The sequence below is a fragment of the Microcystis sp. BLCC-F210 genome (assembly GCF_042134685.1).
GTDB lineage: Bacteria > Cyanobacteriota > Cyanobacteriia > Cyanobacteriales > Microcystaceae > Microcystis > Microcystis aeruginosa_D.
Map to the genome: position 1 here is coordinate 1,445,521 of NZ_CP169647.1, position 14,195 is coordinate 1,459,715.

Genomic DNA, 14,195 nt, shown 5'->3' on the forward strand with positions numbered 1-14,195 from the left:
GTCTTCACTGGTGATCGCCAGCCACCAGCCTAGAAAACTGAGGGAAGATCAGATAGATTGGGATATAATTAACTAATAAAGCTCTGTATGATCCCAAAAACTAGAATTGTTTTAATATGAACCAGCCTAGACTATTATCTTTTACCCTCGATGGTTGGGGTGTGCTAGGTGGTCCAGTTTCCCTATCCCTAGTTAACCAAGTTGGGGTATTAGTGGGGAGAAACGGTGCGGGGAAATCCGCTATCCTAGAAGGATTTGAAGCCATCTCATCCTGTGCTATGGGTAGATCGATCGTATCTCGGATGATTGACAGTGATAGCATTCCCTCAATTTTGCAGGTTGAAATTCTAACACCGACTAACCGGCGCTTAGGATACAGGTATGAGCTAATCATCCCCTTTTCTATGGACGATCTAGATACAGACATAGACGATACCACTAACGATAATTCCTTGGAAAATTCCTTTTCTTGGAATGATTCTTGTCATTATATTGATGGAGATCAAGAACTTCTCTGGAAAACCGAATTTGGACTAACAAGCTTTAATAATAATGGTGAGCCAATATTTGCTATTCTTGGCAATACTACCTCGCTGCGACAGTCAAATGTACCTGGAAATTCATCGCTAAATTTACCTCCAGAAATGAAGTGGGTTTATGCTATTTTAAAAGGGATTCGTCTTCTTGGCAAAGCTCCTATCCGTCGCACATCAAGGCGACAGCCTTCCTTACTAAAGGTGGCAAGTAAGAAGGTTTCTACCAGTCGATTTGATCTAGCAGATACTCTAGCTCGGAGAATATTTTCTTGGGTAGGTACGGATTATTTTGATGAACTAGAAAATGTTTGTCAACGAATAGGACTTGCCAAGAAAATCACTGTGCAGAAGTTTGTTTTGAGTGAGCATTCTGGACAGACAGACCAAGGTAAAGACGAAGAGTACATTGCTTCAGTATTATTAGATGGAGTCAATATTGGATTACTCTCCGATGGCACCTTGCGAGTTTTATCAATTCTTATCGAAATAATTGCTCACTCTCCTAATGCAACAACCATAATTGAGGAGCCAGAAACACAAATACATCCCGCAATGTTAGCAAAATTATTAAATGAAATTAAATCCTATACTTGGGATGAAAATTTAATTATATCAACTCATTCACCACAAGTAGTAGCTTGGACAAAGCCAGAAAATATTAGCTTAGTTTATCGTAACCAGGGACGGACAAGTGTTAGGAAACTAGAAGAAGGAGAGATTGAAAAAGTTGTCGAGTACCTCTGTGAAGAAGGAGATTTAGGAGACTGGATTTACAGTGGTATTCTCGATGAGTAGTAACTTGATCGCCATAATTGCCGAAGATGAGACGGACTGCGATGTGTTTCGTCAAATTATCCATCGCGTGCTGGGGACAAATACTAGGACAAAATCTTGGGCATCTAAATCCTCTAGTACATTAAAGAGAAAACTGTCAGCAAAACTTAAAGTGATGACAAGGGAAGGATGTGATGCTTTTATCATTGTTCATGATTTAGATCGTAATCCCAAGAATAACTCTCTTAACGATGAAAAACAATTGCGAGATCACTTAGAATTAAGCTGTTCTAATATTAATGGTATCAGGAAATATATCTGCATCCCAATAGAAGAATTAGAGGCTTGGTTTTGGTCTGATCCAGAGGTGGTTAAATATGTGGGACGAGGCAAGGGAAAAGATCACCCAAACCCTCACCTAATTATCAAACCGAAAGAAAAATTGATCCAATTGTCAATCGGTGAAAATAGAAAACCCCGTTATAGTACCAACATGAATGTTGAACTGGCCGAAAAGCTAAATTTAGAACTTTGTGCCACTCGTTGTCCTTCTTTTAAAGATCTTCTCGACTTTCTGCAATCTCTGTCAAGAGGATAGCAAACCATTAACCCCCCCATCCCAGCCAAGAAACCTGCGAGCGCCGCCTCAAACCCCAAAAAAGAGGGATTTTATGGTAAAATAGTCCTACAAATGGGCATATTCTGCACATCAAAAGGGTAAAAACCCGATTTTTAGCGAATTTAATCACAAAAACGCTTTTTTTGCCTTGTTATTGGAGTTAACCCCCCTATGACCGCCGCCCAGGATCATGTCGTCCCCACAGACTTAAGCAATGAAATGTCCCGTTCCTATCTAGAATACGCCATGAGCGTCATCGTTGGGCGCGCCTTGCCCGACGCTAGGGACGGACTGAAACCCGTACACCGGCGCATTCTTTACGCAATGTACGAACTAGGATTAACCCCCGATCGCCCCTTCCGGAAATGCGCTAGAGTCGTCGGGGAAGTATTAGGAAAATACCACCCCCACGGGGATACTGCTGTTTACGATGCTCTTGTCCGCATGGCCCAGGATTTCTCCATGCGCGATCCCCTGATTAACGGTCATGGTAACTTCGGATCGATCGATAACGATCCCCCGGCAGCCATGCGTTATACCGAGTGTCGTCTGCACACCTTGGCCACCAACGCCCTACTACAGGATATCGAGTCAGAAACCGTCGATTTCGCCGATAACTTCGATGGTTCCCAACAGGAACCCGTGGTTTTACCCTCTAGAGTCCCGCAACTGCTAATTAATGGCTCATCGGGGATCGCCGTCGGTATGGCCACCAATATCCCCCCCCACAACCTGGCCGAGATTATCGATGGAACCGTTGCCCTCATCCATAACCCCGATCTCACCGATACCGAATTACAGCGTTATATCCCGGGTCCGGACTTTCCCACCGGGGGGCATATCCTTGGTAGAGACGGTATTCAGGAAGCTTACACCACCGGCCGCGGTTCCATTACCCTGCGGGGAGTCGCCTCCTTTGAAACCATCGAACAAAGGGGAAGACCCGATCGAGATGCTATTATTATCACCGAACTGCCCTATCAAACCAATAAAGCGGCATTAATCGAAAGAATCGCCGATTTGGTCAACGATCGCAAAATAGACGGTATTTCCGATGTGCGGGACGAAAGCGATCGCGACGGCATCCGAGTGGTGATCGAACTGAAACGAGATGCCTATCCTCGCGTCGTCCTCAACAATCTTTATAAACAAACGCCCCTCCAGTCGAATTTTGGGGCGAATATGTTGGCATTAGTCGATAATGAACCGAGATTACTGACCTTAAGGGAGTTTCTCCGCGTTTTCCTCGATTTTCGGGTAGAAGTGATCACCCGTCGTACCCGTTATGAACTCCGCAAGGCCGAGGAAAGGGATCATATCCTTCAGGGTTTACTAATTGCCCTCGCTAGTCTCGATGCAGTCATTGCCCTGATTCGCAGTGCTGCCGACACAGCTAGTGCAAAAGAGGGATTAGTGCAGAATTTTGGTCTTTCAGAGGTGCAAGCGGACGCAATCCTACAAATGCAGCTGCGACGATTAACCGCCCTAGAATCGGAGAAAATTCAGCAAGAACACGGGGAATTACTGACAAAAATCGGCGATCTTCAGGATATTTTAGCCAAAAAAGAACGGATCGACAGCATTATCGAGGAAGAACTGCAACAGATCAAAACGATTCACGCTACCCCCCGTCGCAGTCATATTGAACAACGGGAAGGAGAAATCGCCGAAACTGACTTGATTGCCAACGAACAGGCCTTAATTCTTGTCACCGAACAGGGTTACATCAAAAGAATGCCTGTTAATACCTTTGAGTCCCAAAATCGGGCGACAAGGGGCAAAGCTGGCGCGAAAATGAAAGAAGACGACGGCATCGATCACTTTATCACCTGCCGCGATCACGATAGCGTCCTCTTTTTCACCGATCGCGGGGTTGTCTATAGTCTCAACGCCTATCATATCCCCACCGGTTCCCGTACCGCTCGCGGGGTTCCGATCGTGCAACTGTTAGAGATTCCCAAAGGGGAGAAAATCACCTCGGTGGTGGCAGTCAGCGAGTTCAGCGAGGATAATTACCTGATTATGCTCACACAAAAGGGATTTATCAAGAAAACCGCCCTCGCTGCCTTTAGTAATATTCGATCAAACGGTTTAATCGCCATTTCTCTCGAAGACGGTGATCAACTACGTTGGGTTCGCTTGGCTAAAGAGGAAGATAGCGTCATTATCGGTTCTCGTCAGGGGATGGCAATTCATTTTAAGGCCGATGGTCAACAATTGCGCTCCCTGGGCAGGGCAACTAAGGGCGTAAAATCGATGAAATTGCGCTCAGGTGACGAATTAATCAGTATGGACATCCTGCCTAGCCAAATTGTCGCCCAAATCGCTGAATCTAACCAAGAAGAAACCGAGGACGAAAGCGAAGAAATTAACCCCGAAGTGGCTAATAATGGCCCCTGGGTGTTAGCAATTACCATGGCAGGACTAGGAAAACGGGTTCCCGTTACCCTCCTCCGGCTACAAAATCGGGCGGGATTAGGAGTCAGAGTGATTAAATTCCGCAAAAAGAACGATAAATTAGCGGCTCTGCACGTTGTTAACCCCAACGAGGAATTTATGATTATTACCGAACGGGGTATTATTATCCGTCAATCCGTCGATGCTATCACTCCCCAATCGCGATCGGCCGGAGGCATCCGGGTACAAAAACTCGATGAGGACGATGCGATCGCTGCTGTTGCCCTAGTTCCCCCTAGTGATGCGGAGGAATCTGAAGACAGTTAGATTTGCCCGGAAGTGGGGTGTCGGGTGATTAGGTGTGGGGAGAAGGGAGATAAGTTGATAAATAGGGCTTGCTGAATAAATCTAAAAACCTTGTTGGATAAGGTTTTTAGACTTTTTTTCCCTCAAAAAGTGCCGACCATTGGAGTGATTGGGGGGAAAATTCAGGAACTTTTTCCCTGAAAATTGGCTAATTGGCCACCTAAAAATCGACAAAACCCCACAACCCTACACCCCACGAAAAACTTTTTGCCGCAAACCCTAAATATTGCTGACTGTACCTGCTCTTGACTTAGCCTGGGAGTTTTATGAATAGTCTTTTGATTACGGCTACGGATACCGATGCGGGTAAAACCGTTGTCACCACTGCTTTGGTGGCTTATTGGCAAAAATACTATCCATCGAAGGCCTTGGGTCTGATGAAATTAATGCAAACCGGTCAAGGCGATCGAGAATGGTATGAGGGTTTATTTCAGGATCAATTAGAAATGATCACACCGCTGCAATATCAAGCACCCTTAGCGCCTCCTGTGGCTGCCGATTTGGAAGGTCGAGATATTCCTTTAGAGACGGTGTGGCAAGCTCTGCTAAACCTACAAAAAAGCCAAGATTTGGTTTTAATTGAGGGTTTAGGGGGTTTAGGTTGTCCTGTCACCCACGAGCTAACTGTGGCGGATTTAGCCGCTCAATGGCGGTTAAAAACCCTTTTAGTCGTGCCGGTGAAATTGGGAGCGATTTCCCAAACGGTGGCTAATATTGCCCTAGCAGAGCAGAAAAAGGTCAATTTAGGTGGAATTATCCTTAATTGTCTTGAACCGCGCACGGAGACGGAAATCGAGCAGTTAACACCGATCGATTTAATTCAATCCTTGACTAATTGTCCGGTTTTAGGTGTTTTTCCCTTTATCGAAGATCGTCGGGATTTGGATAAATTGGCCTCGGTGGTAGCTAGTTGGCCGGAAATTATCTAAAGTCAAATTCCTATGGTTTTTTACTGCTGCAATGCTTTTAAGAAGCGTCCCATAGTGGCAAATAAACCCGACTTTTTGGCTTTGTTAGCAGGATTAGAACCATCATTAGGATTATTACTAGAAGCTTTCAGAATCAGATTTTCTAAAGCTTCGCCCATGGGTTTAGTGGATTGTTCAGAAATTAACTCATAACCGTCTTCTTTTTCTAGCCAAACTTGCCACAAGGAGGGATAGGAACGATAAACGATCGCTGATTCCAAGGGACGAAAATAATAACAACTTTCTAGGGTACTTAAAAATCTTTCTCGCAATTGTCGGGCTGCGTAACCGATACCCACTACCGATACATCTTCTAATTGGGGAATGAGAAGAACCACGGGGCGATCTTCAGCTAAGTTACAAAGTTTTTCTACGGAATTAATCTCGACTGAGGAGGGACAAACAACTAAAAAAGCTTCATCTTCTGGCTTAATTTTGTTTTCGACGGGAATAAAACGACTACCTAAATCTCCCAGTTGAAAAACTGTTTCTCCCCAATCTCGTCGGGCTAACATGGCGGCCCCGGTATCGGGAAAAATTACCCTTAAATCAGAACCATAACTGTCAAAAATAGAGGTAAAATTAAGGGCTAAAGCTTGCGCCTGTAGAGCAATTTCTGGGATAACTAATTCCACTTGTATGCGTCTAGCTCCCGATTCTAGAGCCAGTTGGGTGGCAGCTTTCGCTTGCAGGATTGTTTCTTCTAGGGAATTGGGTAGGGTCATTTCAGTTATCAGTTAAGTAGGGTTTGCGGCAAAAAGTTTTTCCTGGGGGCAGGCTTCGGCCGTGAGCTCAGCCGAACGGGTGTGGGGTGTGGGAATTATGAATTATGAATTCGGGTGTGGGGTTTTGTCGATTTTTAGGTGGCCAATTACCTAATTTTCAGGGAAAAAGTGCCTAAATTTTCCCCCCGATCACTCCAATAGTTGACACTTTTTGAGAAAAAAAAGTCTAAAAGTCTTACCCAACAAGGTTTTTAGATTTATTCAGCCAGTCCTAAGTAGGGCTGGCTGAATAAAGGTGAAATGTAGGCAAGGTAAGGGTTTTGTGGCTTTTCTTGTGAAACAGGTGCCAGATTTTCAGAGAATCGTGCTTCAAAACCTTGCGTCTTCATCAGCCCGCGTCCTGTAGGGGCGAAGCATTCGGATAGAAAATCTCCGGTTTCACCGATAGGTTATTGCCCGAATGCTTCGCCCGTACTTTTTCAGCAAACCCTAAGTAGGTAGGCGTTAAAAATTATCAGATGTGAGGGTAAAAAGGGAAAAAAGAGAAAAAGGGTTACAAAGTCCCCCCAGCACCGCACACCACCCGAAAACCGCCGTCGAAGGCGATGAGGTCGTTGAAGTTGAAGTCGCGGGGGAAGTAGAAGCGGTAAGCGGAACGGCAGATATCTGGATTGTCGAACCAAGAACAGCCCCGCAGTACTTTGGTAGTAGATTTGTTCTTGCTAATCCAAGCACTCCCATCCGTGGGTGCGCCTTGATAATTAGGGTGATAATCGTCCTCGCACCATTCCCAAACGTTTCCGTGCATATCGTACAGACCAAAGGCATTAGCTACCTTAAAATAGCCTACTGGTGTCGTCTGTTTTCGATAAATGCCTTTTGGTCCCCTTCCATAATTCCCTGGATAAACTTTTTGGTCTTTTTCCCAATCAGTTCCTCTGTAATTAGCCAAATCTGTGGTAATCGTCTCCCCAAAATGAAAAGCGGTTGTTGTCCCCGCTCTACAGGCATATTCCCATTCTGCCTCACTCGGTAGCCGATACTCCCGTTTTGTTTCCCTTGATAGTCGTTTACAGAATTCTGTTGCTTGCTCCCAGTTTACTTGTTCTACGGGTCTTGTCCATCTATCCTGCTCTTGATATGGCTCTTTGAAGTAGGAAGGCTCTAGTTCTAGATCGATGTCTATTTTAGCAGTTGCGGCGATCGCTCGCCACTGTGCTTGGGTGATGGGATAGCGTCCCATGAAAAAAGCTGAAATATTAACGGTGTGTTGAGGACTTTCTCTTTGGAAATAGTCTAGATCGTATTCTTTACAGAGTCTTTCTATTTCTTGATCTGGGGTTCCCATCTGAAAGGAACCGCTAGGGATAAGCATCATGTCGAGATTAATCCCTTCCCCTAAATTCTCGCTGTAATATTGTGCTTCTCGTTGCTGTAGTCGAGTGATTAATTTAGTCATTTTTTAACAAGGATTGGGGCAGGTAATGCTCACCTATACAAATGTTTGGCTCTCTTAGGTTTGGTGGGTAAAATGTATTCTAAGATATAGTCTTGCTGGCGAGGGAGTGGAAGGAACCACAAAGACACAGAGGACACAAAGATCGATCATAATGTAAGTTAAACTTATTACACAAAGAATAAGAGAGCCACTATATTTCCAGAAAATTATCGGCTGCATCACCTATATGTGACTTTCCCTCACCTATAGGTGAGCAGCAGAAGTTATTCAAAGAGGGCGAATGCAATTCGCCCCTACAATAATATTATTGCGCCAGTGGTAGGGGCGCACCGTGGTCAGTGAGTTGATCGAATTGCGTGCGCCCAAATAACCCAAAAACCGCCCCCAAAAAACCCAAATAACCCGAAAACCCGTCGGGGCGCATCGCGTGCGCCCAAATAACCCAAAAACCGCCCCCAAAAAACCCAAATCCCCCAAAACCGCCCCCAAACCCGTAGGGGCGCATCGCGTGCGCTCAAATAACCCAAAAATCGTCCCAAATCCCCAAAAAACGGGCGGGCGAATTATTGCCGGTGGGCCGATTATTGCCGGTGGGCGAACGCAGTTCGATAAACTCACTGACCACAGTTCGCCCCTACAAAATCGACCGGCCTTTGGGCGGGAAAAAAAGAGAAAAAGGGTTACAGAGTCCTCCCAGCACCGCACACCACCCGAAAACCGAGGTAGTAGAGGTTGACGCGGCGGTGGCGGTAGTTGCGGTAAGCAGAACGGCAGTAATAGGGATTGAAGTACCAAGAACCGCCCCGCAATGGAGAACGATTATCATCCCCATTTTTTGTCCAAGCACTGCCATCCGTCGGTGCGCCATAATAGTTATTGTGCCAGGTATCGGCACACCATTCCCAGACATTGCCGTGCATATCGTACAACCCAAAGGCGTTAGCTACCTGAAAATAGCCCACTGGGGTTGTTTTACGTCGATATCTTCCTGTGGGTTCATCGGCATAGGTTTCAGTAGCTCGATAGTTAGCTAAATCTGCCGTTATCGTTTCCCCAAAGTGAAAGGCGGTTGTTGTCCCCGCTCTACAGGCATATTCCCATTCTGCCTCACTCGGTAGCCGATACTCCCGTTTTGTTTCCCTTGATAGTCGTTTACAGAATTCCTTTGCTTGATACCAGTTGACTCTTTCTACGGGTAGCTCATCCCCTTTAAAGTGAGAAGGGTTTGTCTCTAGGTCGATGTCTATTTTAGCGGTTGCGGCGATAGCTTGCCACTGAGCTTGGGTGATAGGATAACGCCCCATGTAGAAAGAGGAAACGGTTACTCGGTGTGGGGGTTTTTCTCGTCTAAATCCATCCCAACCAAATTTTTTCACCAGTCTTTCGATTTCCTCGTCTTCAGTTCCCATCATAAATGTGCCGCCGGGGATTTCCATCAATTCCAATTCGACTCCCTCGGCTAGTTTTTCGACAATGCCTTCTGTTCGCCTTTTTTCCTTTTTAATTACCCGTTTTTCTCCTTTAAAAGGATTTTGATACTGACGTTCTATGGTTGCCAGGGTAAATTCAAAGGTACGGGTTTCTAGAATTTCGATGGTGGCAACATCAAAGATATAGGTTTTTAAGGGAGGTTGCGAGGATTGAGGGATTGGAGGGGGATTGGAGATATTAACGGCGATTTCTTCGGCAAATTCTGCGTATTCTCCCCCCAGATTGCGTAAGACTTCGATGCTGACTTGAGCGAAGGGAAGAATTTTTTCTCTTTGTTCTGGGGGATAGGTGGGTAGTAGGGTTAATAAAGCGGCAAAACTGCGGATAGGACTTTTAATTTCCCCAGCAATATATTGGGAAATAGCATCGAGTACCTTGATAGTTTGTCGCCTACCGATAGCATCATTTAATACTTGACGTACCCCGGGTAAAAAGTCATAGACTCGATACTGTCCTTCTTCATTTTCTACAATCGGTTTTAATAAACCTCCCATATAAAATTCTGCCACATGAACGGGACGCACTTCGTTTAAAAGAGTTTTACGAATAAGATTGACCACCTGCATACTTACCGGGGCAGCTGCCATCATTTTTGCTAGTTTTTTGGCTGGTTCTGACGCGGTGGCAAAAAATCGCTCGACCATTGCCTCGGCCTTATTTTTAATGCTGTTTTTATCTTCGCTGTCTTGCTTATTTTCCTCTCTGGATATAGGGGGAATTTCGATAATTTGTTGTTTAATAAATTCTAAATCAAATAAAAAGGCAGAAATCTGAGCATTACCTGACCCGGCGACAACTTTTGCCCATTGTTTGAGGACTTCTGTTTCCAAAGTGATTACGGGAATAAGAAGGGTATTTTGCCAGTTAATCGGTAGCCATTGGGGATAATTTTTTAAGATTAATTTCGGATTGGGAACACCAGCAGTTAAAGCAGTGGTGAAGAGTTTACGTCCTCGTCCTAGTTGGGTACTATTCCATAATCTTTCGGGGAAAAGTTGCAGAATAGCGGTGGGTTGTTTTTCTGACCAATCTTTTAACCAAGGATGAATTAAGGCTTTTTGCCAGAGAGGAGAGACACAATCACTTACTAGCAAAACTAATCCCCGTCCCCTGGGATGAATAAGTTCTTTATGGGGGTGATAACGTTGTCCGGGTTTACCTTTTTTTCTGCGTCTTACTAACTGTAATTCTTGATTATTTGAGGTTGATAGTTGCCAAACTCTGACGGTTTTAAATGCTCCTTGATTTTCTAAGAGATTTTGTAACTCATTAATTAATTCTCGCCAAATGAAAGAGGATCTAGATTCTTCTACTACTAATTCGAGGGTTAACCAGCGTTCCGGTTGGGGTTTAGTCACGGGTAGCCAAATATCCCTTTCTGCAATAAAAGAAGCGGTTGCTTCTTCATCTAAAATCATTTTAGTTGCTGAGGGAACTTTTCCCATGAAAGGACGCAAAGCGCGACTAATAAAGAGTGCTGTCTGTAGTGCAGCGGCAGCAGGAATTTGAAAAGGAAAGCCTTGGATTGGGGTAGTTTTTTCTATTTCTTTGGGGAGAGATTCTTCGGTAATAACATCGACAATTGGCTGAGATTTTGATAGGGTATCTTCTGGAATATCATCTAAGTTTTCCTCTATTTGATTAGAAGTTGATGAATCTATTGGCTGTTTATTTTCTGGATTTTTTGGGGGTGGTTGGAAGTCTTCAACTCCCATTTGTAGGGCCAACCAGATACTATCAGCTACATCTTCATCACTGAGTTGTAACTGTTCAAGTAATCCTGTTTGCTCTAGATAATCTAATAGTTTTTTAACTGATGAATTGGATGGGGATTCACTCATCTTCTACCCTCCCCAAATCTTTCAAAAGTTGATTAATCAGGTCATCTTCAGTTGATATAGCTCCTTTTTTGACCATAAAAATAGCATTAAGTAATTGATCCGTGGCTAGGGTTTGTGAATTGCGCTTTTGAATGAAGTTATCAATAAGTTTATCGATGTCTGGATTATTAGCAATTGTTTCTTCTAAATGGGCCTCAATTATTTTAATTAAGTCGGGTTTTTCCGGTTCTTTCATAGTTAAACGGAGACAACGACGCAAAAAAGGTGCAGGAAAGTCTCGTTCTCCATTGCTAGTTAAAATCACAAAAGGAAAAGCCTTACAGATAACTAAACCATCTTTTATAGTTGTTTTTATATCTTTCTGGGTAACGTCGGTTGTATCGGTATAAGCAGTTCGTACTTCAACCCTTGGGACTTCTTCTTTTAGCCTAACTAATTCGGGAATTTCAAAGCGTCCTTCTTCAAATAAGGTGAGTAAATCATTGGGTAAATCGATATCACTCTTATCAATTTCATCAATTAACAGTACTCTTGGTTTTTCCGACTCTAATAGTGCGGTTCCCAAGGGTCCAAGGGTAATATATTTTTCAATCTGTTTTAATTGGTCTTTTCGTTCTTCTGGGGTTAATTCTTTTTGCTCTCGTTCCAGTAATTTAACCTCCTGTAACCGACCGATGGCATCATAGTTATAAAGTCCATCTTTTAGGGTAGTATGGGTGGTAATCGGCCAGTATAATACTTCTCCTAATTTTAATTCCTGGGCGACTTTATAGGCAAGGGATGACTTTCCTGTCCCTGGTTTGCCGGTTACTAATAAAGGTCGCCGTAAATACAAGGCTGCATTGACCATTTTAATTTCTTCTTCGCGCACTAGAAAGGTTTCTCCCCGATGCTTACGACGACTTTCTCCCGGTTGCTTTTCTTCGCCAAAAGGTCGCCAGCTGGGGGGTTTTGGTAATTTCCAATCGTCTGTGGGTTTTTGATTTCCTGTAAATTTTTTCCAGTCTGTCATAGTTCAATTTATGGCATCAAAAGTGGATAGTTGGGGGGAACAAGCTGGTAGTCATCCCAAAGTAATGATAGATGATTCCCAATATGATTATCTTCTAACCAAGCGGCGGAACGTCTATTTTTAATTATTTCTGGTAATTTTTCTAGTGGACATTGACAGATAGGGTCTAATTTTTCCTGACAGTTAAGTTCTGGGTTAGCATCGGGTCGTATCCACAGAGATAAAGGTATTCCAGTTTCGTATAAAATGGCTAGAATATTTTTTAACTCTAAGGAGTTTTCTTGACTGAGATTAGTTAACCTTGAACCGATAACATTGTTAAATTTATGATATTTGAGTATTTTATTCGGATGGTCATTATTTGCCAGAGGTTTTTTAAAAATAACTATTTGCTGATTGTTTGATTCGATCAGTTTTTGGATTTCTTCTTCACACTTTAAGATTTGGGTGAGATTTTGCTGCTGTATATTCCGAAAAAGTTGGCATTTTTTCATCCATAAATAGCTTTGTTGATTGTTGATATTTTCGGCTGTTATTCGTTCTGAAAATCTCATGATTATCTCATGATCGACTCCCCAATGATGAGGATCGCAGCCTGTAGCTGTTGCCACTTCATCAATTGAAAATAAATCAATCGGTTTAATCTCTTTTTCAATAAATCTATAGGGAAGAAAAAATTGAACTTTTTCTAGGGAAGATTGACAGATATGTTCTGATTCTCGTTTAAATTTTTTTAGGTGATTAATCAATTCATTTTCTTGGAGATGATTACCCAGACTTATTCCTTCATTGGGGGTTAAAGATTGATATTCTCCACGTTTTTGAGGTTCTTTTTCTGTGGGATGATAATTGTTGATATCTTTAACAATCCAAGCTCTCAGCATTAAAGATTTGTTTTCTTCTGTAAGGGTAACAAATAAGCAGGGATTTTTGTCTGTTGATTTTTGAGCAGTATTTAGTGATCGATGCTTAAGATTATTTTCTAAAGTATTGATTAAAACTTCCCATTTTGTTTGATATTTTTTTAGCCATTCTGTAAAGTTATCTTTTAATAAATTCGCCAGAGCATCTCTTGAGTTTAACTGAATGACTAAATAGCCAATAAATATTTCTAACCAAGAAAATTTTAATTGAGAAGTATAGATCAAATGTTTTTCATCTAATTGATAGATTATTTCTATAAAATCAGACCAAAAGGAAGGAATTACTCTAGGTAAATACACTAAATGATCCCTCACTTCAATTCTTAAATTTTCATAAGCTGTATTAAGTTGATCTTGATAACTCTTGTTTTCAAATATACATCTAATCAAGGAGATGATTCTAGGGATTCTTCCTTCTACTTGTGCTATATATAGCAACTTATCCCAAGCTTTTAAAAGAACATTAGTAGGAATAAAAAATGCAGATTTGGCAACCAATTTTTCCTTATCAGCACTTACTGCCATCCCCACTACTCCCCCCAATTGCTCATCCCAGATAGCCGTCCCACTAAACCCACCTTCTACAGCATATCCTGTGCTTTTATTATCTTCTATCTGAATTTTGTTGTTAGCAATATGACCTATTATCTTACCATCAGACCAGACACCTCCATCTCTGGAAAAACCATAAGCTTTATAATTATGATCAGATAAATCCCCTATTTTAGAGGTAATTAAAGAAACTGGTTGAGCTTGTGAAGGAACTGAATCTTTTAATTTTAAAATAGCAATATCTTGAGGATCGTTGCTGTTAAATTTAACCGGATGCCAAACTTCTACGGTTGCTTCTAAAGATGTACCCGATGCAATGATAGGAAAATCACACTTAATAATGTCAGTGGGTTTCTCAGCAGATGTTAATACTAATCCTAAAGATTCATTGACAACATGAGCGCAGGTAATCAAGTATTCTGATGATATTAGAAATCCTGCCCCAACAATTTCTATTTTATCATCTTTATTTTGTCGTTGCTTATAAATTCTGACCACAGAAGATTCCAGAGATGCAACCATTATTTTTATC

The 14,195-nt window shown here is 42.6% G+C and carries 10 protein-coding genes; 4 read left to right on the forward strand and 6 right to left on the reverse strand.

Annotated elements, in window-relative coordinates; translation table 11 throughout:
- Nucleotides 1–116: 116 nt before the first annotated feature.
- The 4 genes from ACE3JL_RS06890 to bioD all read left to right on the forward strand — a co-directional run bounded on the left by ACE3JL_RS06890 (nucleotide 117) and on the right by bioD (nucleotide 5,621).
- Nucleotides 117–1,331 (forward strand): AAA family ATPase, encoded by a 1,215-nt coding sequence (locus ACE3JL_RS06890; protein WP_052275848.1) that lies wholly within the window; start codon nucleotides 117–119, stop codon nucleotides 1,329–1,331.
- Nucleotides 1,324–1,908, forward strand: a complete 585-nt coding sequence (locus tag ACE3JL_RS06895) for a DUF4276 family protein (protein ID WP_052275849.1) — start codon at nucleotides 1,324–1,326, stop codon at nucleotides 1,906–1,908. Before ACE3JL_RS06890 ends, ACE3JL_RS06895 begins: the two co-directional genes overlap by 8 nt.
- A 192-nt stretch (nucleotides 1,909–2,100) precedes the next feature.
- Nucleotides 2,101–4,653: a DNA gyrase subunit A gene (gene gyrA, locus ACE3JL_RS06900; RefSeq protein ID WP_375329140.1), complete on the forward strand. Its 2,553-nt coding sequence runs from the start codon at nucleotides 2,101–2,103 to the stop codon at nucleotides 4,651–4,653.
- Between the two features lie 305 nt (nucleotides 4,654–4,958).
- The gene (bioD, locus tag ACE3JL_RS06905) at nucleotides 4,959–5,621 is read left to right on the forward strand and encodes a dethiobiotin synthase (protein ID WP_271987868.1); all 663 of its coding nucleotides are present in this window, start codon (nucleotides 4,959–4,961) and stop codon (nucleotides 5,619–5,621) included.
- A 20-nt stretch (nucleotides 5,622–5,641) separates the two neighbouring features.
- Here the strand turns inward: bioD and ACE3JL_RS06910 are convergent, their stop codons facing one another.
- The 6 genes from ACE3JL_RS06910 to ACE3JL_RS06935 all read right to left on the reverse strand — a co-directional run bounded on the left by ACE3JL_RS06910 (nucleotide 5,642) and on the right by ACE3JL_RS06935 (nucleotide 14,185).
- Nucleotides 5,642–6,385: a DUF1995 family protein gene (locus tag ACE3JL_RS06910; protein WP_375329141.1), complete on the reverse strand. Its 744-nt coding sequence runs from the start codon at nucleotides 6,383–6,385 to the stop codon at nucleotides 5,642–5,644.
- A gap of 257 nt (nucleotides 6,386–6,642) precedes the next feature.
- Nucleotides 6,643–6,774 carry a hypothetical protein gene (locus ACE3JL_RS06915; RefSeq protein WP_375329142.1) on the reverse strand — a complete coding sequence of 44 codons (132 nt, stop codon included), beginning with the start codon at nucleotides 6,772–6,774 and terminating at the stop codon, nucleotides 6,643–6,645.
- Between the two features lie 164 nt (nucleotides 6,775–6,938).
- Nucleotides 6,939–7,844, reverse strand: coding sequence for a formylglycine-generating enzyme family protein (locus tag ACE3JL_RS06920; protein ID WP_375329143.1), 906 nt, complete (start codon nucleotides 7,842–7,844; stop codon nucleotides 6,939–6,941).
- Between the two features lie 680 nt (nucleotides 7,845–8,524).
- Complete coding sequence (locus tag ACE3JL_RS06925) at nucleotides 8,525–11,176, reverse strand: SAV_2336 N-terminal domain-related protein (RefSeq protein ID WP_375329144.1); 2,652 nt, start codon at nucleotides 11,174–11,176, stop codon at nucleotides 8,525–8,527.
- The gene (locus ACE3JL_RS06930) at nucleotides 11,169–12,188 is read right to left on the reverse strand and encodes an AAA family ATPase (RefSeq protein ID WP_375329145.1); all 1,020 of its coding nucleotides are present in this window, start codon (nucleotides 12,186–12,188) and stop codon (nucleotides 11,169–11,171) included. The genes ACE3JL_RS06925 and ACE3JL_RS06930 overlap by 8 nt, the downstream gene beginning before the upstream one ends.
- A gap of 8 nt (nucleotides 12,189–12,196) precedes the next feature.
- A complete protein-coding gene (locus ACE3JL_RS06935) occupies nucleotides 12,197–14,185 on the reverse strand; it encodes a trypsin-like peptidase domain-containing protein (protein WP_375329146.1) in 1,989 nt (662 codons plus the stop codon).
- Nucleotides 14,186–14,195 lie beyond the last annotated feature (10 nt).